The following is a 25,672-nucleotide window of genomic DNA, read 5'->3' on the forward strand; positions in this document are numbered from 1 at the left end:
TGTCCTGTTCAGCTCTTGAGGATGTCGAGGGTGCGCTGGATCATCCGGCGCGTCGCACTGATGATGTTGAGATTGGCCTCGTAGGACCGCTGCGCGTCGCGCATGTCGGTCATCTCGACCACCGAGTTCACGTTGGGATATTTGACATTGCCGGTCGCATCCGCCGCCGGATTGTTCGGCTCGTATTTGGTGCGGAAGTTCGACTGGTCGGGCTTGATCCGGCCGAGGGTGACGACCTGCGCGTCGAGCGTTCGGTCGAGCGCGGAGGAGAAAGTCGGCACCTTGCGCCGGTAGGGATCGCCGCCGGCACTCTGCGACGTCGAATCCGCGTTCGCGATGTTCTCCGAGATCACCCGCATGCGCCCGGCCTGCGCCCGCAGACCGGAGGTCGCAATCGCCATGGAGCGGGCAAAGTCGCTGCTGTCATTCGCCATGATCTACCTCCAGCCCTAGCCTTTGCCGATCGCGGTCTTGAGCAGATGCAGGCTCTTCGAATAGAGCGAGGTCGCCGCCGCATAATCCATCTGGTTGCTGGCGGCCTTCATCATCTCCTCTTCGAGATTGACGGCGTTGCCCGCGGGGCGGGTCTCAAAACCCGCATTCTTGTTCTGGTCGAATCCGGAGGCCCCGCCTGATGGCGCGATGTGGGAACCGCTGGTGCGGGTGAGCGCCAGGGGGCCCATCGAACCCGTGACGGCGCCGGCCTTGTCCAGTTTCGGCTCGACCAGGTCGCGTGGCCGGAATTTGGGCGTGTCGGAATTGGAGACGTTCTCGGACAGGACGCGCTGGCGCTCCTGGTGCCATTGCATCTTGGTGCGAAGCGCCGACAGCACCGGGAGATCGTTGATTGACATCGTTGCGGCTCCTTCCGCCTCACGGACCAAAGTCCGAAGCTAGGCAGAATTTGCCGCGTGTATGGTTAACAGCTGGTTAAGGACGTCACGGGCGGATGTCCCCCGCCGGAACACGAATGCGCGCCCCCGTGATTCTACGCCTTCCAAAACGGCATTAACCCAACCCCTTGGCGGCGCGTGCACAGGCCAAGAAGTCGTTTTGGATCGAGCGATTCATAGGTTATTAAGAGTTGGGGACGGCAAAACTTGCCGTGGGACGTTAAGAAATCGCAGTTTGGGGCATCGTATGCCGGTGGTTGGCGCATCTGACCACGGGCACGAGAGAAGCGCCATTGTCGGGGACAAGTATGCAAGGCAGCCCTATCACCTTCATCGTCGCGTTCATCGTCGTTCTGGCGTTGATCGGCGTCGCTGCATGGCTGGTTCGCCGATTCGCCACCAGCCGGCTCGGCGCCAACACCCAGCGCGGCCGCATGCCCCCGGCTCGCCGTGATCGATGCCGCCGCGGTCGACGGCCGCCGCCGCCTCGTGCTGGTCCGGCGTGACAATGTCGAGCATCTGCTGATGATCGGCGGCCCCACCGACATCGTCGTCGAGCCCAACATCGTGCGCGCAGCGCCCGGCCGCGACCAGCTCCCGCAGCGTCCCAATGCCGCCGAGCCGCCGCGTCTTGCGCCAATGCCTGATACCAGCGGCTGGGCCGACGAAGCACCGCGGCCCGAACTGCTCGATCATCCCGAACCGCAGATGCCCGAGCCGCCGCCGCGGCCCGCGCGCCCGTCCTTCGCCGACGAAGTGCGCCGGCCCGCTCCCGCCATGGCCGAACGCCGCAACGAGCCGCCGCGGGGCGGCTTCATGTCCGAGCCGCTCGCGCCGCGCCCCGAGCGCGAGCTGCGTCCCGAACCTATTCCGCCGCGCGTTGCCCGCAACGAACCCCCTCTGATGCCGCGTCCGCCGCGCCAGAGCGAGCCCGTGAAGGTGCCTCCCGAGCGCGCAGCCGCGCCGCCGCCTCCTCCGCCTGTGCCGCAGGCTCCGCCCGTTCCGCCGCCGGCGCCCGCTCCTGCGGCGCCATCGAGCGCCGAGCAGAATCTCGCCGAGATGGCGCAGCGGCTCGAAGCTGCGCTGCGCCGCCCTGCCGGCGAGACGCTTGCCCCTCCGGTCGCGCCGGAGCCCCCGCGTGCGGCCCGCAGCGAACCGCCGGCACCACCGGCCTCACCCGCAAAGCCGGCCCCGGAAAAGACCAGCTTTGAAAATCTCGAAGACGAAATGGCCTCGCTGCTTGGCCGTCCAAAGCCGTCTTCGTGAGGCTGCCGGCCCTCCCGCGTAGAGTTTTTTTTCTTTCTATCCTGATCGGCGCGGCATCGCTCGCGATGCCGGCGCATGCGCAGGACATCAGCATTAATCTCGGCGGCAGTCCGGGCGGCGGCGGCGTCACCGAGCGTGCGATTCAGCTGATCGCGCTGCTGACGGTGCTGTCGATCGCACCGTCGATCCTGATCATGATGACGTCGTTCACGCGCATCGTGGTCGTGCTGTCGCTGCTGCGCACCGCGATGGGCACGGCGACCGCTCCGCCGAACTCGGTGATCATCGCGCTGGCGATGTTCCTTACCTTCTTCGTGATGGGACCGGTGTTGCAGAAATCCTACGACGAGGGCATCCGCCCGCTCGTCGCCAATCAGCTCAGCGTCGAGGACGCGCTTCAGCGCGCCTCCGTTCCCCTGCGCGGCTTCATGCAGAAGAACGTGCGCGAGAAGGACCTCAAGCTGTTCCTGGATCTCTCCGGCGAGCCGCCACCCGCCACCCCCGACGAACTCGGCTTACGCATCCTGGTCCCCGCCTTCATGATCTCCGAGCTGAAGCGCGCCTTCGAGATCGGCTTCCTGCTGTTCCTCCCCTTCCTGATCATCGACCTCGTCGTCGCCTCCGTGCTGATGTCGATGGGCATGATGATGCTGCCGCCGGCAACCATCTCGCTGCCGTTCAAGCTGATCTTCTTCGTGCTGGTCGACGGCTGGTCGCTGGTAGCGGGAAGCCTTGTGCAGAGCTACGGGGGGTGATCTCCACCGCCGTCATGCCCGCGAAGGTTGCCGCCTCGCGCGGCACCTGTCGTGAGGCGAGAGGTAGCAGGACTCCTACCGCGTCATCTTGATCTGCCGCACGACGGGGATCGTGGGCAGCGAACCGGTGTGGTCGGACTCGTCCTTGGCCTGCGGCGAGGCCGGCGCGCGGGCGGTGGCGTCGGGGAAGCGCTGCTTCATCTCGCGCAGGAAGCCGTCGAGCGTGTCGACGCTGGCAGCCAGCTTGGCGATCTCGGCGAATTCGGCGCTGGAGGCGCCGGACGGCTTGCTCGCGATGTCGAAGGCGAGCCGATCGGCACTCTCGCTCATCAGCGGCGCGTATTTCTCGCGGAAGCGCGACACGCCGATCGAGTCGTCAGCCAGCGCATAACCGACGGCAGCGCGAATGATGTCGCTTTTCTCCACCGTGTTGAGCGGCTTGAAGTCACGGAAACGCTCGCCGTAATAGAGCTCGATCTGCTCGGCGGATTCACGCCAGCGCCGCGCGGCCCAGAAGATGTCGGAGCGCAAGCGCAACACTTCGCGTCCCGAGACGTTGGAGACGATGTCGAGCGCGAGATCGTGGCGGCCGACGTCGCTCTGCGCGCGCGCCTCCAGCAGCAGGCGCTGCTGCCTGAGCTCGCCGGAGAGGTCGCTGATGCGGCTCGCGCGCAGCGCCGTAATCGCCATGTCGGGTCTGCGGTTGGCGAGATAGATCATGGAGAGGCGCGCGGCAACTTGTGCACGCGCCGCGCCTTCGAGGCGGTGGTCGACCTGGTATTGCAGGAGTTCGGCGGCCTGGTCGAGCAGATCGATCGAGGCGAGACGGTCGGCGAGGCGTCGGATCAGTTCGTCGCCGCGGCGGCCGATCGGCGTCAGCTCGCGGAACTCGTAGAACATCCCGAGCGCTTCGACCGGCGGCAGCTCGTCGCCCTTGGGCCCCAGGAAGATCTGCGTGAACAGGTCGGAGGCGAGGTCCTGCGCCTGGCGCGAGGCTTCCGCGTTCGGCTGCAGCTTCGTCGCGGTACGCGCCGCGGTGAGCGCGTCCCGGTAGCGCCCGTTCTCCGAATAGATCTGCGACAGCATCTGAAGCGTCTTGACCTCGATGGAGTCGCCGCGCCAGGTCATCGAGAGCGTCTCGAGCTCGCGCAGCGCGTCCTCCTTGCTGATCTCGTCGCGCTTCTGTCGCAGCGCGACCTCGAGCTGCTTGGCCTCGGCCGCGGCCGGCCGGTCGGTCGAGCCGACTGCGAACTTGTAGTCGTCGAGCGCGTCCTTGTCATGGCCGAGCGCCTCGGCGAGCCGGCCGCGCAGCACGGCGAAGCCGGGAGCGGCCTCGGGCGGGACGCCGACCACCTCGAGCTCGCTGCGGCGCTTGGAGGCGCCGGCATAGTCCTTCACCTCGAGCGAAGCGCGCATCGCCCTCCATCGTCACGATGCGCTGGATGTCGAGCGGCAGCGAGGCGATGGCGAATTCGACGTTCTTGAATTTCTCCCGCGCATCGGCCCATTTGCCCTGACGCGCATAGGCGAGCGCCTTCCAGAGCTGGGAATCGTGGCTGTTGCCGATGACGGGGTTGGCGAGGTCCTTGAGGCCCTGCGCCGGCCTGCCGATCAGGATGCTTGCGACCGCATGCATGATCAGCGCACCGCTCTCCTCCTTGTTGAGAGGATCAGCCAGCATCAATTCGGTGACGGCCTTGGCCTCGTGATACATCGCGCGCGACATGTAGAATTGCGCGAGGTCGAGCCGCGGCAGCGAACGCAGCGCCGGTTCGACGATGGAGATCGCCGTGATCAGGTCGTTCTGGCGCGCTATGAAGTTTTCCGACTGGCCCTTGCGCCAGCCTTCGGGGTTGAAGATCGGCCGCACTGCGGTCGGGGCGCGCTCGGCCGAGATGTCGACCGGCGACAGCGTCAGCCCGCCCTTCTTGCCGAGAATGACCTTGTCCGCCCCGACCTCGACGGCGACCTCGTCGGAATTCGGCCGGATCGCGATGCCGTGCGCGGATTCCAGCAACGCGAGATCGACCAGGTCCTGCCGCTTGATGAAGCCGCGCACCGGACGTTGCGCGGTGACGACATAGAGCGTGTCGCCGGCGTCGGGATCGGTGAGCTTGTGTAGAAGGCCCGGATTGGCGAAGGGGATCGCGATGTTGGCGAGCGCGGGGTCGGTAATGTTGCGCGACATCATCAGCGGCAGCGGCGTCGCCTGGATCTTGTCGGCGAGGGTCAAGAGCCAGTTGGTCTCCTTGCCGACCTCCTCGCTCGTCAGCGAATAGACCAGCGGCCGGGTGAGACGAATACGCACCGCCTGTCCCTTGTCGAGCGGGATGCGGCCGACCTCGCCGATCATCGCACCGCCCTTGGTGCGGATCGCCTCGACGTCGATCGGCTTCGGCGTATCGAACACCAGCCAGACAGTGTCGCCACGGCGGAACGCCGCCGCAGGCGTTGCGACCTGAAGCGGGAAAGTCACGCGCAGGCCGTCGCTGTCGCGGCGGGCATCGACGCTGGCAACAGTGGGCTGCGGCACGGCAGACGCCTCCGCCGGCGCAGCCTTGACGGCTTCCTTGACCGGATCCTTCGCAGTCTCCTTGGCGGCTTCCTTCACGACCTCTTTGGGCGCTTCGGCCATGACGGGCTTGGCAGGCGCAGCGTCCGCCGCTTCGGCCGCGGGAGCCGGCGCCGATTTCGGTGCTTCAACGGGCGGCATGGCGGGCGGCGCTTCCGGCTTCACCTCGGGCTTGACATCGATCTTGGCTTCGCGCGCGATCGCCTCGGACGTCGGCGGTGCGATCTCGCGATGGGCGTCCTTCGGCTTCTCGGCCGCCGGCTTTTCAGGCGCAGGCGCAGGTCCGTGGGCGGCAGGCCTGGCCTGCGCGATCGCGGCCTCGGCCGTCGCGGCGATCTTGCCCTTGTCCGGCTGGAAGGAAATGTCGACGACGTAGTTCTTGTCGTCGCGGAATGAATGCACGTCGGAATCGCCGATCAGCGCGATCTCGACACTGGTCTGGTCGATGTCGGCCTTCTGCTTGATCGAGGCGACGTTCGGCGGCGCTGCGACGACCGCGTCCGCCAGATCGAAATTGAGGTTGGCGTTGAAGGCGAGCGTCAGCTTCTGCTCGTTGAGCACGGAGGACACGCCCACGCCGTCGGGCATCTCGAACACGAAGCGGACGAAGGTCGGCTGCACCGAGGCGCGCACGCGGATCTGCGGACGCTTCTTGCTCTCGGCCGCGGCGCGCTGGGCGCGCAGGGCCCGTTCGGCGACGCGCGCGCGCTCGGCGAGTTCCTTGACCACGTCCATGGGCAGGCTCGGCGGCGGCCCCTTCCAACCCTCCGGCAAGAGGTCGATGAAGGTGCGTTCGCCGGCATTCATGGTGTTGACGGTGACGCGCCGCGCCAGCGACAGGCGGATGGCGCCGCCGTCGGGATCGCGGCGGGCGGAGTTGACGTAGTCGGGCGCGCCTTCCGGGACGCGATCGACGGGAACATCGACCACCCGGTCGAAGCGGATAACGAGAATGGAACCGGCCGTCGTCACCTCGGAGGAGACGTCCTCGCCGAGCTTGATCACGAGACGGGCAAAGCCGCCCGCGGCCGAGAAAGTCGCCTCGCCCCTGACGACATCGGCCGCCCGCGACGATGCGTTGAAGCCGATCAGGAGGCTTGCAGCCAGCAGCGGCGCCACGCGGACGTGACGCGACAGCCCCCGCGCCAAAGCGCGGGCTCGCGACACAAATCCAGCGGCAGCCTCTCGCGCCATTGGCAGTATTTCTTCCGATTCGACGGTCCATGCCGGCACTGGCGCCGGCCCGTGCCGTCGACTGTAGGTTTTGCCAATTAAGGACTTGTTAATGCTGTAATGACGACTGATCCGGCGCAGCGTGTCGCGACGCCCTGCATGCGGGCTGAAGCGTTCGCCTTGCGAATTTGGAGAGCAAGTGGTTAGGGAGATGTTAACACCCGGCCGTCGCCCGCATCTCGAGGCCCGCGATTGGGCGTCGACCGGCGACGCCAATCACGCCTTCAGTGTTGCTTTCCCGCGCAATCCGGCGCCGAGGAGTGCTCCCGCTCGAGACAAGCGTCATCAGAGTCGCCTTCTTCCTCTTGCGGCGGCCATGCATGCTGATGGTCTAGCGCGGACGTCCATGCGAACGTCATTGCTGCGATGAGCAGCCGATTGACGGCTTCGATTGCGCGTTCTGCTACGGACGAGTAATTCATAGCTTCCTCCCGCGCTGCTGATTGCGAATGGCGGAAGCCTAGGACGAACGCTTCAGCGCCACTGTACTCCACTTCACATTTGTACGCGTCAACTCATCGCAGCCTCAGAAGATGCCGCTTGCTTCGGCTGCATCCGCAACGCGAGTCGCATCGCTCCGTGCGGCAAGAAAGTCAACTCGCGGCGATCACCCCACTCCCAGGCGTGTTTGATCTGCGTGCTTGGTTGCCGATTATGCGCGCACAACCCCAAAGGTGTTGCGGTCCATCAACGACTCTGAATCAATGTGATCACGGCGATGCGAATTCGATTGGTCGACTTTTGGGGGGCAATCAATGAGCGGAGAAGCCAACTGCATTGTATGCAGCCGGACAAGAACGGTCGTAGCCGTCTTTCCAATCGCGCGGGGCTATGCCCTCAAGGTATACGAGTGCTCCTGCTGCCACAGCACCTTGCATCTCGTGACTCGAATGACGAAGGCTGCGCTGATCAAGCAGCACTGCGAGACCCTCCTTCCCGTCGAGAAACCGTTGAGCTCGGCCGGTCGCAGGGTTCAACAGCGGCACGCAAGCTAGACACGCAGGGCGTCTAGCCGCGCGCTGGCCGAACGGCCGCGCGAGGACGCGCAGGTTGCAGCGGTGTGCCGCGCCTCTTGAGCCCTCAATTCGGCTTTTGCGTCGGCTTGCCGTCGATCTTGGGCAGATCGCCGGCCGAGGCGGACTGATCGCCGCCGCCGTTGGCCCGGCGGGCCATCTCGACCGTCAGCCGCTCGGCGGCCTCTGGCGACATCAGTCCCATGATGTCCGACATCTTTCGCGGCGCGATCTGCGAGGCGATCTCGATCAGCACGCCCATCTCCAGGCGGTCGAACACGCGCGCGGCGTCCTTGGGCTTCATGCCCTCATACATGGTCACGAGGCCCTTCATGCGCTGGGCTTCGGCGGCCTTCTGCTCGGCCTGGGTCGCGGAGATGCGGGTTTCCACCGCCTTCATCTCCTCGACCTTGTTTTCGATGCGCTTCTCGGCAGATTTCAACAGGCTCTCGCGGATGTCGATCTCGCGCTGGCGGGCCTCGATCTCCTGGCGGCGCGACTGCAAGCGTTCCAGGATAGCGCGCTCCGAGGCCGAGATCTGCGGCTGGGCTTCCTCCACCTTGACCACGGTGCCTTCGGGCTTGGTCTCGGGGGCGGCCGGCTTCGGCGCGCCGTGGGTCGAGCCCGTAATGTCGGGGTCCTCGCGGCTGCTCGGAAAGTTCAGATTCTCCTGCGCCCAGGATTTTTTGACCTGGTTCGGCTTGTAGTCGAAGACATAGCCGCCATTGAGCACGAGGCCCGCGACCTTCAGCGTGGCGAGGCCAGCGACGGCAACCAGCACGATGGGGATGACGCGGATGTTGCGAAAGGACTTCATACCCTGACTTTATGCGGCAAGACCGTTGGACCGTCGGCGCTCGGAGAAGGCTTCGGCCGCAGCCGCCACCGCCTTCGCCGACGAAGGCTTGGCTGCGGGCGCGGCGACCATTTCCGGGTTCGTCATGGGACGCGCGGCGATCGCGATCTTGGACAGGCGCCGTACCACGTTGTCGGCTTCACCGAGCTGCTTGTAGAGCTGTTCGGACATCTGCGTCGCCGCCACAAGCTGGCTGCCGAGGTTCTCGTTGACGTCGCGCACGGCGAGCTTCAGCCCGCCGATCGCGCGCTCGGCGATCTCGGTTGCGGTGATCAGTTCGCCGATGACCGCCTTCAGCGAATGCTCGTCCGCCTTCAGCCGCGTCAGCCGCTTGTTGAGCATCACGCAGTAGAAGATGGTCAGCATCAGCAGGATAGCCACCAGCGTCTCGATCGCCATTCCCAGGGAGTGGTTCATGGGGCCTCCATCATCTTGTTCTGCTCGTCGACCTTTTCGAACATCGCAAGTGTCGTACTTGGCTTGCGCAGGGGTTTCGTCACCCGAATCGCGACGCGATCGCCGACCCGGCCCATGCGTCCTTCGGTGATCGTGACGTCGCCGCAGCGAACAGTGACATTGGCATCCGCGCGCATGTCCAGCGGCAGCGTGTCGCCGACCTTCAGCCGCATCAGCTGCTTGAGCGGAATGTCGGCTTCGTAGAGCACGGCGTCGACGGAGATCTCGGCCTGGACGATCTCGGTTGCGAAATGGCCTTCCCAAACCTGGTCGCGGCCGAACTTTTCGCCCACATGAACATCTGGAGCAGGACGCCCCGGATCGGCTCGATGGTCGCGTAAGGCAGCAAGAGCTCGATGTTGCCGCCGCGATCTTCCATGTCGATGCGCAGGCGCACCAGGATCGCGGCGTTGGCAGGCCGGCTGATCGCGGCGAAACGCGGATTGGTCTCGAGCCGGTCGATCGTGAAGGTCACCGGCGACAGCGGCCGGAACGCCTGTTCGGCATCGGCCATGACCACCTCGACCAGCCGCTTGACCAACTCTGTCTCGATCGTGGTGTAGGGCCGGCCCTCGATGCGGAGCTGGCTCGAGCCGCGGCGGCCGCCGAGCAGCACGTCGATCATCGAGTAGATCAGGCTGGAATCGACCACCGCCATGCCGAAATTGTCCCACTCCTCGGCCTTGAAGACGGTGAGGACGGCGGGCAGCGGGATCGAGTTCATGTAGTCGCCGAAGCGCACCGAGGTGATGCGGTCGAGCGAGACTTCGACGTTGTCGGAGGTGAAATTGCGCAAGGATGTCGTCAGCAACCGCACCAGGCGGTCGAAGACGATTTCGAGCATCGGCAAACGCTCGTAGGAGACCATCGCCGAATCGATGATGGCGCGAATGCCGGAATGGTCGTCGAGTGTGACGTCGCCGGCTGTGAAGCCGAGGAGGTTGTCGATCTCCTCCTGCGACAGCACCCGCTCGCCGGAATTCTTGCCGGCGCCGAGATCGCGGCTGCCGTCCTCGACCATGGCCGCCCATTGCAGGGCCATGGTCTCGGATAGTTCGTTTTCGGCAGCAGCCTTCGCGGCCTCGGCGGGATCCTCGGAATCAAGCGAGGCCTCCCATTGGGCGGCAATTGCATCCTGGTCCGGTTGGTCGGTGCCTGCCATGATCCCTAGACCGTCATGCTCACTGGATCACGACTTCCTTGAACAGCACCGCGCTGACCTGGACCGGGGCTACCGCCGCGTTGACGCGCTTGGTCAGCTCTTCCTTGAGACGGAAGACGCCGGCGGAGCCATTGAGGTCGGAGGAGCGCAACTCGCGCACATAGGTCTGGAAGATGTCGGTGATGCGCGGCATCGTCGGCTTGATCGCCTCGATCTGCTTCTCTTCCTTCAGCTCCAGCACGATCTTGAGCTTCAGATATTGCACGCGCTCGCCCGGCGCACCGGCGAGGTTGACCATGATGTCGGGAACGTCGACGAAAGCCGGCGGCTTCGGCGGGGGCGCCGCCTCGGCGTGATGCTCGTCGTCGCCGTGACGGAAAAAGAAGAACCAGGTCGCGGCACCGCCGCCGAGGACCGCGAGCAGGCCCACGGCCATGACGATGATCTTGAGCTTGTTCTTCGGTGGAGCGGCTTCCGCGCCTGAGCCGCCTTCCGCTTCATTCTCTGCCATGGTCGCCGCGCTCGTTCATTTCTCAAAGGATCGAAAGAGCGAAGCTCCTGGCAGACAGTGACGCGATACAAATGCCCCAGCGCAGTGCGCTCCTCTTATGTGCAAACGCTACGGTAATAATGGTTAACGGAACCTTTCGATTGGGCTCCCACTAGGAAAAATCTGCCGGGCAAACATGGCTAACAGTTCCTTTCTGCCGCCTCCCCGCGCCCTCAGAAAATAGATAAACGATTGAATTTACGTAATTTTCCCGGTTGGCACGACTTTCGCTACGAAAGGGCCGAGACCTAAGGTTTGGGAGAACCCGAGGTCTCGTTCACGGGATCGGCCAAGGCGCTTGGGAGAGCGAGCTGGCGGATCTCACTCAGGGGAGATTTCCGATGCAGAACGCGCTTCTGATCGGCTTGTCACGGCAGATGACGTTGGAACGGCAGATGGATGTCGTCGCCAACAACGTCGCCAACGCCAATACCAACGGCTTCAAGGCCGACCATTCGTTGTTCGAGGAGTACCTCAACTCGAACGCGCGTGAGGACAATTTCGCCGGCTCCGACCGCCGGGTCTCCTATGTGCAGGACCGCGGCACCTTCCGCGACGTCAGCCAGGGGCCGATGGAGCCGACCAAGAATCCGCTCGACATGGCGATCAGCGGCGACGCCTATTTCGCGGTGCAGGCCAATGGCGCCGAGCGCTACACCCGCGACGGCAAATTCTCGCTCAACAGCACCGGCCAGCTCGTCACCTCCGACGGCAACCTCGTGCTCGGCACCGGCGGCCCGATCACCTTCCAGCCGACCGACCACGACATCAACGTCGCCCCCGACGGCACCGTCACCGTGCTTGAGGGCACGGCCAAGAACGACTCGATCCGCGGCAAGATCCGCATGGCCGCGTTCGACGACCCGGCCAAGCTGACCAAGCTCGGCGCCAACCTTTACAGCGCCGGCTCCGCGACCGCGCAGGCCGACACCAAGTCGACCGTGCAGCAGGGCTACGTCGAGAAGTCGAATGTGAACTCGGTCGGTGAGATGAGCCGCATGGTCGAAGTCATGCGCAGCTACACCGCCATCGCCAACCTGCTCCAGCAGCAGAGTGACATGCACAAATCGGCGATCGAGAAACTCGCCGACGTTCCGGCTTGATTGAGGGAGAACTGACATGCAGGCGCTTCACACCGCAGCGACCGGAATGGCGGCACAGGAACTCAACGTTCAGGTGATCTCCAACAACATCGCGAACTTGCGCACCACCGGCTTCAAGAAGCAGACCGCGGCGTTCCAGGACCTGATCTACGAACACGTCCGCCGCGTCGGCGCCCAGTCGTCCGACCAGGGCACCATCCTGCCGGTCGGCGTCGACATCGGCGGCGGCGTCAAGACCGTCGGTACGCCGCGCAGCATGACCCAGGGCACGCTGTCGCAGACCGGCAACGACCTCGACATGGCCATCACGGGCGAAGGTTTCTTCAAGATCCTGATGCCCGACGGCAGCTACCAGTACACCCGCGACGGCACCTTCCAGATGGACAATCAGGGGCGCATCGTCACCGCGCAGGGCAACCCGGTCCAGCCGACGATCACGATCCCGAACAACGCCTCGGGTCTCACCATCAACGTGCAGGGCCAAGTCTCGGTGACGCTGCCGGGTTCGTCGACGTCGGCGGTCCAGGGCCAGATCGGCCTGACCCGATTCATCAACAAGGCGGGCCTCCAGCCGGTCGGCAACAATCAGTTCACCGAGACGCCCTCCTCCGGCCCGCCGCAGGACGGCACGGCGACGGCCGAGGGTTTCGGCAACATCACCCAGAGCAGCCTCGAGCAGGCCAATGTCGACGTCGTCTCGGAAATGAGCGACCTGATCGCCGCCCAGCGCGCCTACGAGATGAACGCCAAGGTGATCAGCGCCGCCGACCAGATGATGCAATCGACCACGGCGCTGTTCCGCTGAGGTGATGACCATGATCCGCACCACCCTCGCCACGATCTCCGCTCTCCTCGTGCTGGCGCTGCCTGCACGGGCCGCCGACGATTTCATCGCAACGCCGACGCTGCGCGCGAGCATCTCCGTGACCTCGGACGTGGTGCGGGTCGGCGATCTCATCGACAATGCCGGATCCGCCGCGCTGATCCCGGTCTACCGCTCGCCCGATCTCGGCACCACCGGCGCGCTGCCGGTCGCCCACGTCCTGAGCGTGCTCCGTGCAAAGCAGGTGATCGGCGTGATGACCGGCGACATCAAGGAGGTCCAGGTTACCCGTCTCGCCCGCACGCTGGTGAACAAGGACCTCGAAACCGCGGTCGCCTCGGCGCTCGAGCGCCGCTTCGGACTTGGCGATGCCGCCAACATCACCGTGACGTTCGACCGCGGTGTCGCCGACATGCGGCTGGATGCCTCTAACACCGGCGCGCTGCAGCCGGTCGCAACCCGCTATGACGCCCGCAGCGGCCGCTTCGACATCGCCTTCGAGATCAACAACGACAACAATCCGGCGCCGACCAAGCTGCGCTTTACCGGCAATGCGATCGAAACGGTGGAAGTGGCCGTGCTGACGCGCGACATCGACCGCGCCGATCTCCTGAAGTCCTCCGACGTCGCCGTGGAACGCCGGCCGAAGGCCGAGGTCACCGGTGAGGCCGCCTCGCGCGATCGGACGCTCGGCATGCAGCTCCGCCGACCGATGCGGGCGGGGATGCCGATCCGCGTCGCCGATATCGTCAAGCCGGAATTCGTGCAGCGCGACCAGAACGTCACGGTCATCTACCAGGTCCCCGGGATCTATCTCACCACGCGCGGCAAGGCGATCGAGAGCGGCGCCGAGGGCGACATCATCAGCGTGCTCAACCTGCAGACCAAGCGCACGCTCACAGGCGTGGTCACGGCCCGCGGCCAGGTGACCGTCCAGGGCGCCAGCCAGGCCGCGCCGATGCCGGCCGCGGTCGAGCAGACCTCATCGCTCAAGCGTGACGAAACGCCCGCCCCCGCCCCCACGGCCGCAGCTCTCGCCCAGAGCCTGATCCAGACCCCGGCGTCCCCGGCCCAGATCGCACAAGCCCAGATCCCGCCAGTTCGCGTCTCGCAAGCTCCAGCCAATTCAGAGTAAGTCATGTCCAGTTTCAGTTCGGCTTCCCGTCCTCGTCGCATCGCGATTACTGCCCTGCTGCTGGCGACTTGCGCGCTGGCGAGCGGCTGCTCCTCGATCGACCGCCTGTCGCAGATCGGCGAGCAGCCGAAGCTCGCGGCGATCGAAAACCCGACGACGCAGCCCGGCTACAAGCCGGTGCAGATGCCGATGCCGAAGCCGGAAGTCGCCTCCTACAATCCGAACTCGCTGTGGCGCAACGGCAGCCGAGCCTTCTTCAAAGACCAGCGCGCGACCCACGTCGGCGACCTCCTGACCGTCACCGTGAACATCACCGACAAGGCCAACCTCTCCAACGAGACCCAGCGCAGCCGCACCTCCAAGGAAGACTCGGGAATTACCGATTTTATCGGCAGCCAGACGGTCACGCAGCCACTCAAGATCCTGCCGGGTCGGCTTCTCACCACCGACTCGACATCCTCCGCCGATGGCAAGGGCTCGGTCAACCGCCAGGAAGCATTGCAGACCAACGTCGCAGCGGTCGTCACCCAGGTGCTGCCGAACGGCAACCTCGTGGTCGAAGGCAAGCAGGAGATCCGCGTCAACTACGAGATTCGCGAGCTCATCGTCGCCGGCATCGTCCGCCCCGAAGACATCCAGAGCGACAACACCATCGATTCCAGCAAGATCGCGCAGGCCCGCATCGCATACGGCGGCCGCGGCCAGATCATGGACGTGCAGCAACCACGCTACGGCCAACAAGTCATGGACGTGCTGCTGCCCTTCTAGTCTTCTCCCGAGCTCCCACATCGTGTTCGCGAACCTAGGCGCGAACGACGATGTACGACGCGGCCCTCGCTAGCTCCCCTGGCGAGGGCCGCATCTATTTTGGCGACGGCGTCGGCTGCAAGAAGCAAGTCAGAGGCGAGAAATTGTAGCGACACCGCTGCCCCAAACTCCGTCATTGTGGGCGCGGCGAAGCAATTCGGAGCGTCCGCGGAAAGATTCTGGATTGCTTTCGTCGCGAAGGGCTCCTCGCAACGATGGAGGCGAGAGCGTGCACATCACGCCACATCCATGACTGCGCGTATCTCCAGATGCACGCCCGTCTCCTCCTGAAGCGCGCGGATCACCGCCACCAAGTTGCCCATTGTTGGGTTTCCGCCCGGCCCGAACATCCGCATCAGACTCTTCTGCGGACGATCAAGCACCTCGCTCAATCGTTCGAAACCGATAGTGGCATTGACGTAAGTCCGCAGCGCGGTGCGACCGTAATCGGTGTCCCCCTGCAACAGGGTCTGCATCGCCTCCTGAAACAGCGCCTCGCGGAAAGTTGGATCGCGCTCTGCCCGCGCGCGAATGGTCTCTTGAAAACTGTGGGTCAACGGCATCGGGTCATCCCTCATTGCGCTTTCGCACCTTGTAGTCACGCCATCGACGAAGCGCGACGCTGATATCGCTCTGTTGCCTCTGCTTGATGCCGCCACCCAGGAGGATCACCAGCACGCTGCCGTCCCACCCGAAATAGACCCGGTAGCCGGGGCCGCGGTTGATCTTCAGTTCGGCCGCGCCCTCACCGATCGACTTGACGTTCGAGGTATTTCCATCGGCAAGTCATCCAATTGCAACGGCGACAGCTGCGGCGGCCTGCGCATCGAGCCGGTCATACCAATCCCGAAACGGGATACGACCGTCGATGCTGTATTCCGCGATCTCGATTTTTGGTACCATATTCGTTACCAATTTTCTATTTCAGAATTTTCGGATTTTAGAAATTTATTGTTGACGCGCTCCGATCGCTTCATTATGTTCCCTCTTTGTTCCTTCCCACAAGAGGGCGTCTCGCGACCGTCACGAAACGAGGGATGGAATGCAGTGGACGCGACGGCGTCGGGCGCGAAGAGCTTTGCAGGGCGGGAATCCTTCGATGGTCTTCCGTGAGCAGAACCTCTCGCGTGACGACACGACGCTGACGGCGTCCCGGTTCGGCTTCGATGATGAGCGCACGCCAGCCGTCGATGATGCGAGCGGGGATGCGCGCGGACGGAGAAGTCGTGTGGTCCTGACGCCCGGGGTCTGTGCGTCAAGTCTTGTAGTGATGTGTGCTGTCCGACCGGGCACGCGCATCATCCATCTGCATGGCGACGGGGGCAATAGTGCATCGCTCCCCGGGGAGAGCACGAAGGACACCGTTAAAACCATTCGCGCAGGGAAGGCCGGGATGTCCCGGCGTCACCTGTGATCCACCCGTGCGCGTTTGATCCGCACACGGGATTGCGGGTGCCAGCCGGCGCCCGGCCTTCCCTGCACCTTCTTGATCTTCAGGAGGGCGAGACGATTGCAAAACTCGGGCGGAAGATGCCGCGAGGATGTGGTGGTGCGTCCGCAATTGCGATGTAAATTGAAAGAACGAAATCGTGCCCCAACCTCCGTCATTGCGAGCGCAGCGAAAGCAATCCAGACTGCCGCCGCGGAAAGATTCTGGATTGCCTCGTCGCGACGGGTTCCTCGCAATGACGGCGGAGACGTCACGTAAACTCCGCCTCGACCGTCCCCAGCCCATCCAGCTCCATCCGCACCTTGTCGCCGGCCTTCAGCCACAGCGTCTTCACCAGGCTCCCCGTCAGCACGAGCTGTCCCGCGTGCAAGCCCTTGCCCTCGGCGGCGAGATGGTTGGCGAGCCAGGCGAGTGCGTTGTGGGGATGGCCGAGCACGTCGGCGCCGGTGCCGTGGCTGACCTCCTCACCGTTGACGATGGCGCGGCCCTTGACGGCCTTCAGGTCCGGCACGGACGAGCGCGGCACCCTCTCACCCAGCACGCAGCCGGCGGCGAAGAAATCGTCGGCGATCAAGGTCGGCGCGCCCATCGTCTCCCACTTCACATAGCGGTCGTCTACGATCTCGATCGCGGGATGATAGGCCTCGACGGCCTCGCCGACCCATTCGGCCGTGAACGGCGCCTCGCCGGCGGCAAGATTGCGCTTGAGCCGCACGGCGATTTCGCATTCGACGCCGACCCGGACGTAGTCGGCAGCCGCGAGCTGCACGCCGCTGTCGTGCACGCCCTTCTTGAACACGCCGCCACCGCAAGGGTGCGGAATGCCGATATAATCCTGCATCACCTGGCTGGTGCAGCCGATCTTGTAGCCGACGAGCGGGCCGACATGCGGCAGCAGCAGATCGTGCAGCGCGCGCTGGACCTGATAGCCCTCGGCTTCATCGGCCGGGGGAACTTCGAGCGCCGCGAGCGGCGCATGGTTGCGGCGCGCCAGCGCGATCGCCTTTGCGGCCTTGAGAATATTGTCCATCGGCGCCGCCTCCTACGCTACGCATTGAGGGCGGCACTTCAGCATCCCCGCCGGGGTGTGACAAGCGCGGGGCCGCAGGGCAGCACGTCATTGCCAGCCCGAGCTGGACGAGCTGCGGACGCAGATCGGCCACATCATGGGGAAGCCTCATGGCCTGCTGCCAGCGTTTAAGGAAATATTGAACTGGTCCAGGCTTTATGGGGAAGCGCGCCTTTTAGGGGCGCAACAGGCCTGATTGCAGCGACGCGTGAAGCTGCTGGATCGGTGTCTCAGCGTTCCAGTCGATGTCGTTGACGCGACTCGCAAAACCTCCCGCACCTGAAGTGAAGGCTGTTGCTCATCCGAACTCACGTGAGCTCGGAGGAGTTAAGTCCAGCCCATTGATTACGATTCACTTTTCGCGATTGCGCTCGCGCGCCGCGGGGTTGCAAGCGACAGGCAAAATGCTAATCACGGCGCGAAACGGCGCTTTGCATCCAAAAACAAAGAGCCGCATCTCTGCGGCTCAGGCTCTATTCGTCGCGATAGACCTTCTCGCGTTTCTCGTGGCGCTCCTGCGCTTCCACCGAGAGCGTCGCGATCGGCCGGGCCTCGAGCCGCTTCAACGAGATCGGCTCCCCCGTGTCCTCGCAATAGCCGTAGGTGTTGTCCTCGATACGCTGGAGCGCGGCATCGATCTTGGCGATCAACTTGCGCTGGCGGTCGCGGGCACGGAGTTCGATGGCACGGTCGGTTTCGGACGACGCCCGATCGGCGAGATCGGGGTGGTTCACGTTCTCCTCCTGCAGGGCTTGCAGGGTGAGCTTGGACTCTTTGAGGATCTCATCCTTCCAGGCGAGGAGCTTCAAACGGAAGTACTCCTTCTGCCTGTCGTTCATGAAAGGCTCTTTTTCGGTCGGTCGGTAGTTTTTCAACTTTTCCAAGGGCGGCCTATCTGTCTAAGCAACGACTCGCAAACGGAACGGAGTCCGCTGAGCGGGGCGTTATATAGCGGCCTCATGTGACAGACAATGTTTCCCTGATCGCCCGATTGGCGCTCCCAAGCCCTTGCACAGGAAGGTTTATCCTACAGGAAGGTTTATCCTGGAGGGCTCCGGGGGCGGCCGAAGGCCTAGTAGCCGACCGTGAAACGCTGTTTCACATGGGCCGGCCGTTCGATCTCGTCGGCGAGCGCGATGGCGTAGTCAGCGAAGGTGATCCAGCTCTTCCCGTTCGCATCTGCGAGAAGCTGATCGGTCCCAAGCCGGAACTTGCCGGTGCGCTCCCCCTCGATGAACAGGGCCGATGGCGAGATGAAGGTCCAGTTCAGCTCCTTTTCCTGCCGCAGCAGGTCGAGAAAAGCCGAACCCGCCTCAGCCTCAGCCTTGTACTGAGCCGGAAAACCGGGAGTTGTAACCAGTTTGACGCCCGGAGCGACCTCAAGGCTGCCGGCCCCGCCGACCACGAGGTAACGACCGACCTTGGAATCCTTTGCCGCTCCGATCAGCTTGAGCGCGTCGCTGGCCAGAAAGTGCACGGAACTCACGGCGACGTCGTGCCCAACCCACAGCTTGGCAAGACCGGACCGGTCGAGGACGTCCCCCTTGGTGGGCGTGACGTTCGGCAGGACCGCGATCTTCTCGGGGTTGCGGGCGATGGCCGTGACCGCGTGGCCGCGGCGCGACAGTTCCTTGGTGATCTCCGACCCGGCCCGGCCCGAGGCGCCGGCAACTGCGATTTTCATGAAAGGCTCCTTTGCTTCTGTGGTAACTATCGGTAACTAGATATCATAAAGAATGCTGGTGTTAAGAGAGCACCTTGTGCTTACCTGCTTACACAGGAGTAACCGGCGGCGGCCGGCAAATGAGCGGAATGGATCGTGAGGACCCGACGATGAAGCCGGACGTCTATGCAGCGAACTGCCCCACGCGACAGATCCTCGACCGCGTCGGCGACAAATGGGCGGTGCTGATCCTGCTATTGCTGCGCGAGGAGCCGATGCGCTTCAATCAGTTGCGCCGCACGATTGAAGGCATTTCGCAGAAGATGCTGAGCCAAGTTCTCAAGTCGCTCGAGCGCGACGGATTGATCAAGCGTCACGCCATCGCAACCGTGCCGGTGACCGTGGAATACTCGATCACGCAGCTCGGCGTAACGCTCGCAGCTGCGGTCGATCCGCTCCGAGATTGGGCCGAGCAGAATCTGAAAGACGTGCTCGCCGCCCAGCGCCGCTACGACGCGCAGAAGGATGAAGCGGCGTAAGACGCTACGCCTGCCCGGCCTTGGCGAGCTCGACCTCGACGCGCAGCTCGATCTCGGACAGCACCGAGTCCAGACCAGGATCGCCGGAAGACGATTTCAGGTTCGCCGCAGCGTCACGCAGCCGCATCACGGTCGAGGCATCGAGTTTGCCGGAGAGGAGCCCCATCTTCAGATCGTCGAGCACGTCGAGCGCGGTCTTGCCGCGCGTGACCGAGCGCTTGCGACGCTCGACGGGGTTCTCTTCGATGCCTTGCAGTGCGAGCAGCCCGTCGATGTTGGCGGCGGCCTTCGGTGCGGCAGCGCCCCGCGTCTCCTGCGCCGACGAGGTGTCGGGCAGCACGAAGGTGCCGGAGCTCGTCCGCCTGGCCTGGCTGGCCGGCGTTCCAAGCGTGGTGCCGTTCGGTCCGTAGATGCGCATCGGAAGCAATCCGGGTGATCGATGCGCCACATTCGCCGTTTTATGGTTAACGGCCCGTAAACAGCCCGGCAAAATCTGCCGACAGGCGGCAGTTTCGCTCCTCAGGGACAACACCGGCTGAGACCGCTCGAAACAGATTTACTCAACCTGTTCAGCCACCTACCCCGATGCTCCGAGTTGGCACAGCGCTCGCAAGGACAGCGTCGGACCAGCTCGTCATGGGAGTGTCGTGAGGATCCGTCGATTTGAGGAGCCTCGGGGAGCAGAGGATGCCAAGCGTTCGTTGGGTGAGGATTGTTGGGGTGGCCTGCGCCGCGCTGTCAGCGCTGGCGCTCTCGGTCACGTCTGCAAGCGCGACATCGCGCATCAAGGATCTCGCCAACATCGAAGGCGTGCGGCAGAACCAGCTCATCGGCTACGGCCTCGTCGTCGGCCTCAACGGCACCGGCGACACCCTCAACAACATCCCCTTCACCAAGCAGTCGCTGCAAGCGATGCTCGAGCGCATGGGCGTCAACATCCGCGGCGCCACCATCCGCACCGGCAACGTCGCCGCCGTCATGGTGACAGGCAATCTGCCGGCCTTCGCCACCCAGGGCACGCGCATGGACGTCACCGTCTCTGCGCTCGGCGACGCCAAGAATCTCCAGGGCGGCACCCTGCTCGTCACCCCCCTCCTCGGCGCCGACGGCAACGTCTACTCGGTCGCACAGGGCTCGCTCGCGATCTCCGGCTTCCAGGCCGAGGGCGAAGCGGCGAAAATCGTGCGTGGCGTGCCGACCGTCGGACGCATCGCCAACGGCGCCATCATCGAGCGCGAGATCGAGTTCGCGCTCAATCGCCTGCCCAACGTCCGCCTTGCGCTGCGCAACGCCGACTTCACCACGGCCAAGCGGATCGCCGCCGCGATCAACGACTATCTCGGCGTCAAAACCGCCGAGCCGATCGACCCGTCGACGGTGCAGCTTGCGATCCCGCCGGAGTTCAAGGGCAACGTCGTCGCCTTTCTCACCGAGATCGAGCAGCTCCAGGTCGAGCCGGATCTCGCCGCCAAGATCATCATCGCGACGAACGCAGCGGCATCATCGTGATGGGCCGCGACGTCCGCGTCGCCACCGTTGCAGTCGCACAAGGCAACCTCACCGTCACGATCTCCGAGAGCCCGCAGGTGAGCCAGCCCAACCCGCTGTCGCGGGGACGGACCGTGGTCGCGCCGCGCAGCAGTGTCAGCGTCACCGAGGACGGCAAGAAGTTCGCCGTCGTCAAGGACGGCGTCTCGCTTCAGCAGCTCGTCGACGGCCTCAACGGCCTCGGCATCGGCCCGCGCGATCTCATCAGCATCCTGCAGGCGATCAAGGCCGCCGGTGCGATCGAAGCCGACATCGAGGTGATGTGATGCAGACCGGCATGGTCAACACCGCACGCGTCGCCAGCTCTGCCTTCTCGGTGGAGAGCCGCAACGGCCGGCCGGATTTCGACCTCGCCGCGGCCCTGCAGAAGGTCCCGCAGAAGCAGCAGGCCAAGGCGCAGAAGACCGCCACCGACTTCGAGGCGATGTTCCTCAACAGCATGTTCTCGCAGATGACCTCGAGTCTGAAGGGCGAAGGTCCGTTCGGCGACACGCCGGGCACCGGCGTGTGGCGCTCGATGTTGACCGAGCAATATTCCAAGAACTTCGCCAACGCCGGCGGCGTCGGCGTCGCCACCGAAGTCTATCGCACCCTCATCATGCAGCAGGCGAAAACCATCCGCACGGCATAAGGTCAAACGAGATGAACCACTTCAACGCCTCGCGTCAGCCGGTGCAAGCGCAGCGCCCGAACACCGCACCCGGCAGCGCCGAGGCGCGCAAGGTCGCCGGGCAGTTGATGGATGCGATGAGCGCCCTGCTCGGACTGATCGAGCGCGAGACCGAGCTCGTGCGCGCCGGCCAGGTCCGCGAGGCGATGACCCTCGAGAGCAAGAAGCAAGAGCTGTCGCGAAACTATGTCGGCGCCGTCAGCCAGTTGAAGGCCAACCAGGCCCAGCTCGCGAAATCCGAACCCGAACTGCTCTCGACGCTGCATCGGCACCACGATGCATTCCGCGCGATGCTCCAGGTCAACCTCACCGTGCTCGCAACCGCACACGCGGTCTCGGAAAGCGTCGTGCGCGGCGTCAATGCCGAGATCCAGAAGCGCAACGTGCCGAACACCTACACGGCCGCGGGGCGGCGCGCCGCTCCGGGCCCGCGCCACATCACCCCGCTGGCGGTCAGCCGCTCACTCTGAGCGCGCGCAAGAACAAGCGACAATTTTACGAAAAACCGCGCGGCAACGTGGTCGCGCGGTTAGGCACGTTTCCTTACCGGGTCTTCAATCCTGGTGTTCCATGGTTGCGCATTGAGAGGGGTTGGGATTTGACTCACGTGAGGCAACCAGGAGGCTGCCATGAGTACAGATTTCAGCATCAGGCCGGTGGGGATACCGGCCGCCGTGCAGATCGTAACGACGTCGAACGCGGCGGCACACGAAGCCGTGCAAACCGAGCTGCCAGTGAGCCAGACAGTGGCCGCTGGCGATGCGAGCGCGCCTGCACGCAATGATTTGCGGAGCAACGAAAACGTCTCACGCCAGGTCGTGTTCGACCAGGCGGCGGCGTCCTTCGTCTTCCAGGTCGTCAACGACAGGACCGACGCCGTGGTCAACCAGTTCCCCGACGAAGCAATGCTTCGCCGGCGGGCCTATTTCCATGCGCAGGATTTGAAATCCGAGCCCTCGCGTCCGGCCAGCACCGACCTCAGCGCCTGACGATCAGGCGTCGAGCGTCGCAACGGCAGTGTCGAGATAGCTCGACCCGGTCGCAGGATCGGTGACGACGTTCCTTGATCTGCGCCTTGCCGGCATCCGTCAGCGTCAACTTGGTGTTGCCGAAGCGGAACGAGCCGTCCTTGATCACGGACGGCCGGACAGACCGGCGGCGATATTGCGGTTGATCTCGATCAGCGGACGGAAGTGATCGAACTGCGGGCTCATCTGCAGCGCGGCGGTCTGGCTCAGCACGAACACACTGATGTTGGCGATCTTCTGCCGGACGTCGAGCGGCTGCGGATTGTTCTCGCGCATGGCCTCGCTCAGGAAAATCGTCCAGAGCTTGCGATTGAACATCAGGGCTTGCGTGGTCTGCTCGCTGAACGGCTCGGCGTTGTTGATCGCATCCTGAAGCTTGTTGGCAGCCTTGAGCAGGGTCTGCGCCTCGACGTCGCGAGGGGATGCTGTGGTCGTTGCAACACGCGCGTAGGCCGAGGCAGCGGAATTCGACATCAATCACACCTTGGAGGTTACCTAGCCCGTTGAACGCGCTTAAGGATTTCTTTCCCAACCCTAGGCAGCACCGCTTAAGATTTGCTTACATGTGTGCTTGGAAGCACTCCGGAGTATTACGGGTCCCGAAGTCCTTCATCGCGAAGCTAGATGTGCACGTGCACGCTGTAAATAAGCCTCGCACGATGCGCATCAATCTCAGCTAATCCTGTCTTAGCGATCTGCGTAAAATGAACGGCGGAGCCTTGGCCCCGCCGCGAAATTGAGTAGCGATCTTGCGCTGCGAATTAGCGGAGCAGCTGCAGCACGCTCTGTTGCGACTGGTTGGCCAGCGACAGCGCGGACACCGCGATCGACTGGCGGGTCGACAGCGCCTGGCTGTTCGCCGCTTCCTCGTTGGTGTCGGCGAGCGTCAGGTTGGACGAGCCGGTCTGGAGAACGTTGATCAGGTTCTTGGAGAAATCCTGACGCACCTGAACGATCGACAGGTTCGAACCGAGCGACGAACCTTCGGAGCGCAGCGTGCTCGAGGCCGCATTCAGGCTGGCCAGCACCTTGTTGGTGGCACCGTTGTCGATGAAGTCCGTGCCGGGAACCAGATTGCTGAGACCAAGGCCGGCCGCGTTGAACACCACGCCGTTGATGCCGAGCGTCGAGCTGCCGTTCTCGTTGAAGACCAGCTTCAGCGTGTCGCCGTTGAGCAGGTTGACGCCGTTGAAGGACGAGTCCTGTGAGGTCGTGTCGATCTGCGCCAGGATGTTGTTGAACTGACTGACCAGGCCGGAGCGCGCCGTCTGCGCGACGGGATCCTGAATCGGGGGCTGCGCGGTGGTGAAGGCCAGCACGCCGGTGAGCGTACCGCCGACCGTGCCGCCCGCGGCAGTCGAGCCGAGGGTCGAGGACGCGTACTCGTTGACGGTGGTGACCGTCAGCACGCCGTTGGCGTCGATCGTCGCCGTCAGGTGGTTGGCCTGAAGCTGCACATTGAGCTGGTCGAGCGTTTTGACGGTGCCGTTGGTGCCGTCGCCGAAGGTGACGCTCACCGGGGTGCCGCCGTTGAAGGAGGTGAAGGTCAGCGTCTTGCCGCTGACGCCACCAACACCGGAGTTGCGGGCCGCGGCGAAAGCGGTGGCCGTTCCCGTGTTGCCGCTGAGACCGAAGGCGTTGAGCGCGTTGCCGGTGCCGGTGATCGACAGGTCGGCGTTGATGCCGGTCGAGAGCGCAAGCTGACCGCTGCTGTTGACCGACGACGGGATCTGGCCCGCGGTGGTCGACAGGGTCGCCGTGCCGTTGAAGATGCTGGCGGTCTTGACGCCGGTGGCAAGGTCGATCGAGTTGAGCAAATCGGTGAGTGTCGCGCTCTGGATGTAGACGGTCGAATTGCCGTTGCCGTCGGTGACGACGTTGCCGTTGACGCCGCCGGAGGTGACGCTCAACGCCGACTGGGGCGTTTGGGCGTTCTTGAAGGTGATGGTGTGGCCGTCGATGTTCAGGGTCGAACCGTCTTGAACAAGACTGCCCAGCGAGCCGGCCGTCGTCGACCGATTTGCGGTCACGTTGGCATTGCCTGCGCCGGTCGCTGTGGTCAGACCGAGCGCCTTGAGGAAATCGGCCTTTCCGGTCAAGCTTACGTCGGCGCCGGTCGAGCTCTTCAGCGTAACCGCGCCGCCTCCCGAGATGGACGATGCCACCTGGAGCGTGCCGATCGGACCGGCCGAGCCGCTGACAACGATGGTCGCAGCGCCGGCGCTGATGGTCGCGGTCTTGACGCCACTGGCGAGGTCGATCGCGCTGAGGACGTCGTTGACTGTCGCCCCCGGTGCAGCCGCCGTTCCCTCATAGACGATCGAATTGCCGTTGCCGTCGGTGGCGATGTGTCCGCTGGGGTTGAGGCCCCAGCCGGTCGGCTGCGTGTTCGGAGCGACGCCGGTGCGGAAAGTGATGCTCTTGCCGTTGACCGTGATGGTGTCGCCGTCAGCGGGCGCCGTGCTGAAGGTGGCGGATGCCGTGGTGCCGAGCAACGTGGCGGTACCGGACAGTGCGGTGGTGCCGTCGGCGGCGAGCGCTGCTGTTCCGGTAAAGGCGCCGGCGGTCGAGCCCAGCGAGGCGCCAAGTGCGGCGGTCCCCGTGACCGGGGTCACGCCACCGGGTGCGCCGGTATAGAGCACGTTGCTGTTGGCGGTCGCGCTTGCATAGGAGGTCGTGCCGCGCAGGTCGGCGGGCGTCGCACCGGGAATCGTGGTGGAGACGTTCGACTTGGTGGAATAGCCGACCGTGGTCTGGAGCGCCTGGTTGGCGATCGACTTGGCGCTGTCGATCAGCTTCTGCAGCGATGTGATGCCGGTATTGGCCGCCTGGAGCACCTGCACACCGTTGTTGATGCCATCCAGCAGGTTGCTGATGTCGCTCGCCCGGTTGTCCAACCCCTGCGCTGTGAAGAAGTTGGTGGGATTGTCGAGCGCCGTGTTGACCTTCTTACCGGTCGACAGCCGCTCCTGCGTCGTGGCCAGCAAGTCGGCCGTCGACTGCAGCGACAACAGGTTCTGGCGAACGGACGCCGAGAGAACGATGTTGGACATTGGCGAGTCTTCCTCTTGAACCGGGTAC

Annotated in this window: 22 protein-coding genes and 4 pseudogenes; 11 read left to right on the forward strand and 15 right to left on the reverse strand. The window is 64.3% G+C overall.

The window, feature by feature from the left end; translation table 11 throughout:
- Window positions 1-8: 8 nt before the first annotated feature.
- Window positions 9-434 (reverse strand): flagellar basal body rod protein FlgC, encoded by a 426-nt coding sequence (flgC, locus tag ACVWW3_RS16830; protein WP_027567607.1) that lies wholly within the window; start codon window positions 432-434, stop codon window positions 9-11.
- Window positions 435-449: 15 nt separating this feature from the next.
- The gene (gene flgB, locus ACVWW3_RS16835) at window positions 450-854 is read right to left on the reverse strand and encodes a flagellar basal body rod protein FlgB (RefSeq protein WP_247351945.1); all 405 of its coding nucleotides are present in this window, start codon (window positions 852-854) and stop codon (window positions 450-452) included.
- A 347-nt stretch (window positions 855-1,201) separates the two neighbouring features.
- Here flgB and ACVWW3_RS16840 point away from each other — a divergent pair.
- A pseudogene (locus ACVWW3_RS16840) lies at window positions 1,202-2,159 on the forward strand (flagellar biosynthetic protein FliO).
- Entirely contained in the window at window positions 2,156-2,914 is a 759-nt protein-coding gene (gene fliP / locus ACVWW3_RS16845) for a flagellar type III secretion system pore protein FliP (protein ID WP_247351949.1), read from the forward strand. The pseudogene ACVWW3_RS16840 and the gene fliP overlap by 4 nt, the downstream one beginning before the upstream one ends.
- Before the next feature lie 75 nt (window positions 2,915-2,989).
- On the opposite strand, the pseudogene ACVWW3_RS16850 reads toward fliP, so the two are convergent.
- The 5 genes and pseudogenes from ACVWW3_RS16850 to fliL all read right to left on the reverse strand — a co-directional run bounded on the left by ACVWW3_RS16850 (window position 2,990) and on the right by fliL (window position 10,717).
- A pseudogene (locus ACVWW3_RS16850) lies at window positions 2,990-6,680 on the reverse strand (tetratricopeptide repeat protein).
- A gap of 1,119 nt (window positions 6,681-7,799) precedes the next feature.
- Complete coding sequence (locus ACVWW3_RS16855) at window positions 7,800-8,549, reverse strand: MotE family protein (protein ID WP_247351952.1); 750 nt, start codon at window positions 8,547-8,549, stop codon at window positions 7,800-7,802.
- A 9-nt stretch (window positions 8,550-8,558) separates the two neighbouring features.
- Complete coding sequence (locus tag ACVWW3_RS16860; protein WP_456649293.1) at window positions 8,559-9,005, reverse strand: DUF6468 domain-containing protein; 447 nt, start codon at window positions 9,003-9,005, stop codon at window positions 8,559-8,561.
- A pseudogene (fliM, locus tag ACVWW3_RS16865) lies at window positions 9,002-10,206 on the reverse strand (flagellar motor switch protein FliM). Before fliM ends, ACVWW3_RS16860 begins: the two are co-directional and overlap by 4 nt.
- A gap of 19 nt (window positions 10,207-10,225) precedes the next feature.
- A complete protein-coding gene (fliL, locus tag ACVWW3_RS16870; RefSeq protein ID WP_247351957.1) occupies window positions 10,226-10,717 on the reverse strand; it encodes a flagellar basal body-associated protein FliL in 492 nt (163 codons plus the stop codon).
- Between the two features lie 380 nt (window positions 10,718-11,097).
- Between fliL and flgF the strand changes: the two genes are divergently transcribed.
- From flgF to flgH, 4 genes are read left to right on the forward strand one after another with little or no spacing between them, the layout of a single operon-like run.
- Window positions 11,098-11,859 carry a flagellar basal-body rod protein FlgF gene (gene flgF / locus ACVWW3_RS16875; RefSeq protein ID WP_247351958.1) on the forward strand — a complete coding sequence of 254 codons (762 nt, stop codon included), beginning with the start codon at window positions 11,098-11,100 and terminating at the stop codon, window positions 11,857-11,859.
- 16 nt (window positions 11,860-11,875) lie between these two features.
- Window positions 11,876-12,664, forward strand: a complete 789-nt coding sequence (gene flgG, locus ACVWW3_RS16880; protein WP_211397591.1) for a flagellar basal-body rod protein FlgG — start codon at window positions 11,876-11,878, stop codon at window positions 12,662-12,664.
- 10 nt (window positions 12,665-12,674) lie between these two features.
- Window positions 12,675-13,817 carry a flagellar basal body P-ring formation chaperone FlgA gene (flgA, locus tag ACVWW3_RS16885; protein WP_456672027.1) on the forward strand — a complete coding sequence of 381 codons (1,143 nt, stop codon included), beginning with the start codon at window positions 12,675-12,677 and terminating at the stop codon, window positions 13,815-13,817.
- A gap of 3 nt (window positions 13,818-13,820) precedes the next feature.
- Window positions 13,821-14,585 carry a flagellar basal body L-ring protein FlgH gene (gene flgH / locus ACVWW3_RS16890; RefSeq protein ID WP_247351962.1) on the forward strand — a complete coding sequence of 255 codons (765 nt, stop codon included), beginning with the start codon at window positions 13,821-13,823 and terminating at the stop codon, window positions 14,583-14,585.
- 275 nt (window positions 14,586-14,860) lie between these two features.
- Here flgH and ACVWW3_RS16895 read toward each other — a convergent pair whose 3' ends face one another.
- From ACVWW3_RS16895 to ACVWW3_RS16915, 5 genes are all read right to left on the reverse strand, one after another.
- Window positions 14,861-15,187 (reverse strand): helix-turn-helix domain-containing transcriptional regulator, encoded by a 327-nt coding sequence (locus ACVWW3_RS16895; protein ID WP_456649292.1) that lies wholly within the window; start codon window positions 15,185-15,187, stop codon window positions 14,861-14,863.
- A gap of 4 nt (window positions 15,188-15,191) precedes the next feature.
- Window positions 15,192-15,377, reverse strand: a complete 186-nt coding sequence (locus tag ACVWW3_RS16900; RefSeq protein WP_456672411.1) for a hypothetical protein — start codon at window positions 15,375-15,377, stop codon at window positions 15,192-15,194.
- Window positions 15,378-16,324: 947 nt separating this feature from the next.
- The gene (locus ACVWW3_RS16905) at window positions 16,325-17,104 is read right to left on the reverse strand and encodes a 2-keto-4-pentenoate hydratase (RefSeq protein WP_456649291.1); all 780 of its coding nucleotides are present in this window, start codon (window positions 17,102-17,104) and stop codon (window positions 16,325-16,327) included.
- A gap of 512 nt (window positions 17,105-17,616) precedes the next feature.
- Complete coding sequence (gene dksA / locus ACVWW3_RS16910) at window positions 17,617-17,982, reverse strand: RNA polymerase-binding protein DksA (protein ID WP_008554760.1); 366 nt, start codon at window positions 17,980-17,982, stop codon at window positions 17,617-17,619.
- A 233-nt stretch (window positions 17,983-18,215) separates the two neighbouring features.
- Window positions 18,216-18,827 (reverse strand): NAD(P)-dependent oxidoreductase, encoded by a 612-nt coding sequence (locus ACVWW3_RS16915; protein ID WP_456649290.1) that lies wholly within the window; start codon window positions 18,825-18,827, stop codon window positions 18,216-18,218.
- 149 nt (window positions 18,828-18,976) lie between these two features.
- On the opposite strand from ACVWW3_RS16915, the gene ACVWW3_RS16920 reads away from it, so the two are divergent.
- On the forward strand, window positions 18,977-19,345 hold the full coding sequence (locus ACVWW3_RS16920; RefSeq protein ID WP_456649815.1) for a winged helix-turn-helix transcriptional regulator: 369 nt from the start codon (window positions 18,977-18,979) through the stop codon (window positions 19,343-19,345).
- A gap of 4 nt (window positions 19,346-19,349) precedes the next feature.
- On the opposite strand, the gene ACVWW3_RS16925 is transcribed toward ACVWW3_RS16920, so the two are convergent.
- On the reverse strand, window positions 19,350-19,763 hold the full coding sequence (locus tag ACVWW3_RS16925) for a flagellar assembly protein FliX (RefSeq protein WP_247351970.1): 414 nt from the start codon (window positions 19,761-19,763) through the stop codon (window positions 19,350-19,352).
- A gap of 269 nt (window positions 19,764-20,032) precedes the next feature.
- On the opposite strand from ACVWW3_RS16925, the pseudogene ACVWW3_RS16930 reads away from it, so the two are divergent.
- From ACVWW3_RS16930 to ACVWW3_RS16945, 4 genes and pseudogenes are all read left to right on the forward strand, one after another.
- Window positions 20,033-21,159, forward strand: a pseudogene (locus ACVWW3_RS16930) (flagellar basal body P-ring protein FlgI).
- Complete coding sequence (gene flgJ / locus ACVWW3_RS16935; RefSeq protein WP_247351973.1) at window positions 21,159-21,524, forward strand: flagellar assembly peptidoglycan hydrolase FlgJ; 366 nt, start codon at window positions 21,159-21,161, stop codon at window positions 21,522-21,524. Before ACVWW3_RS16930 ends, flgJ begins: the two are co-directional and overlap by 1 nt.
- 11 nt (window positions 21,525-21,535) lie before the next feature.
- The gene (locus ACVWW3_RS16940; RefSeq protein ID WP_456649289.1) at window positions 21,536-22,033 is read left to right on the forward strand and encodes a hypothetical protein; all 498 of its coding nucleotides are present in this window, start codon (window positions 21,536-21,538) and stop codon (window positions 22,031-22,033) included.
- 159 nt (window positions 22,034-22,192) lie between these two features.
- Entirely contained in the window at window positions 22,193-22,552 is a 360-nt protein-coding gene (locus tag ACVWW3_RS16945) for a hypothetical protein (protein WP_247351977.1), read from the forward strand.
- Window positions 22,553-22,696: 144 nt separating this feature from the next.
- Here ACVWW3_RS16945 and flaF read toward each other — a convergent pair whose 3' ends face one another.
- Window positions 22,697-23,065 (reverse strand): flagellar biosynthesis regulator FlaF, encoded by a 369-nt coding sequence (gene flaF, locus ACVWW3_RS16950; protein WP_247351981.1) that lies wholly within the window; start codon window positions 23,063-23,065, stop codon window positions 22,697-22,699.
- A 287-nt stretch (window positions 23,066-23,352) separates the two neighbouring features.
- A complete protein-coding gene (locus ACVWW3_RS16955) occupies window positions 23,353-25,644 on the reverse strand; it encodes a DUF1522 domain-containing protein (protein WP_354103875.1) in 2,292 nt (763 codons plus the stop codon).
- Window positions 25,645-25,672 lie beyond the last annotated feature (28 nt).

It is taken from the genome of Bradyrhizobium sp. LM2.9 (genome assembly GCF_054056555.1).

What these genes read in the sequence shown, in the direction of transcription:
- flgF (WP_247351958.1), top strand. Translation starts at nt 11,098, where the DNA reads ATGCAGAACGCGCTTCTGATCGGCTTGTCACGGCAGATGACGTTGGAA.
- flgG (WP_211397591.1), top strand. Translation starts at nt 11,876, where the DNA reads ATGCAGGCGCTTCACACCGCAGCGACCGGAATGGCGGCACAGGAACTC.
- ACVWW3_RS16855 (WP_247351952.1), bottom strand. Translation starts at nt 8,549, where the DNA reads ATGAAGTCCTTTCGCAACATCCGCGTCATCCCCATCGTGCTGGTTGCC.
- flgH (WP_247351962.1), top strand. Translation starts at nt 13,821, where the DNA reads ATGTCCAGTTTCAGTTCGGCTTCCCGTCCTCGTCGCATCGCGATTACT.
- ACVWW3_RS16895 (WP_456649292.1), bottom strand. Translation starts at nt 15,187, where the DNA reads ATGCCGTTGACCCACAGTTTTCAAGAGACCATTCGCGCGCGGGCAGAG.
- flgA (WP_456672027.1), top strand. Translation starts at nt 12,675, where the DNA reads ATGATCCGCACCACCCTCGCCACGATCTCCGCTCTCCTCGTGCTGGCG.
- flaF (WP_247351981.1), bottom strand. Translation starts at nt 23,065, where the DNA reads ATGTCGAATTCCGCTGCCTCGGCCTACGCGCGTGTTGCAACGACCACA.
- ACVWW3_RS16945 (WP_247351977.1), top strand. Translation starts at nt 22,193, where the DNA reads ATGAGTACAGATTTCAGCATCAGGCCGGTGGGGATACCGGCCGCCGTG.
- ACVWW3_RS16955 (WP_354103875.1), bottom strand. Translation starts at nt 25,644, where the DNA reads ATGTCCAACATCGTTCTCTCGGCGTCCGTTCGCCAGAACCTGTTGTCG.
- ACVWW3_RS16905 (WP_456649291.1), bottom strand. Translation starts at nt 17,104, where the DNA reads ATGGACAATATTCTCAAGGCCGCAAAGGCGATCGCGCTGGCGCGCCGC.
- ACVWW3_RS16860 (WP_456649293.1), bottom strand. Translation starts at nt 9,005, where the DNA reads ATGAACCACTCCCTGGGAATGGCGATCGAGACGCTGGTGGCTATCCTG.
- ACVWW3_RS16920 (WP_456649815.1), top strand. Translation starts at nt 18,977, where the DNA reads ATGAAGCCGGACGTCTATGCAGCGAACTGCCCCACGCGACAGATCCTC.
- flgJ (WP_247351973.1), top strand. Translation starts at nt 21,159, where the DNA reads ATGCAGACCGGCATGGTCAACACCGCACGCGTCGCCAGCTCTGCCTTC.
- ACVWW3_RS16940 (WP_456649289.1), top strand. Translation starts at nt 21,536, where the DNA reads ATGAACCACTTCAACGCCTCGCGTCAGCCGGTGCAAGCGCAGCGCCCG.
- flgB (WP_247351945.1), bottom strand. Translation starts at nt 854, where the DNA reads ATGTCAATCAACGATCTCCCGGTGCTGTCGGCGCTTCGCACCAAGATG.
- ACVWW3_RS16925 (WP_247351970.1), bottom strand. Translation starts at nt 19,763, where the DNA reads ATGCGCATCTACGGACCGAACGGCACCACGCTTGGAACGCCGGCCAGC.
- flgC (WP_027567607.1), bottom strand. Translation starts at nt 434, where the DNA reads ATGGCGAATGACAGCAGCGACTTTGCCCGCTCCATGGCGATTGCGACC.
- dksA (WP_008554760.1), bottom strand. Translation starts at nt 17,982, where the DNA reads ATGAACGACAGGCAGAAGGAGTACTTCCGTTTGAAGCTCCTCGCCTGG.
- fliL (WP_247351957.1), bottom strand. Translation starts at nt 10,717, where the DNA reads ATGGCAGAGAATGAAGCGGAAGGCGGCTCAGGCGCGGAAGCCGCTCCA.
- ACVWW3_RS16915 (WP_456649290.1), bottom strand. Translation starts at nt 18,827, where the DNA reads ATGAAAATCGCAGTTGCCGGCGCCTCGGGCCGGGCCGGGTCGGAGATC.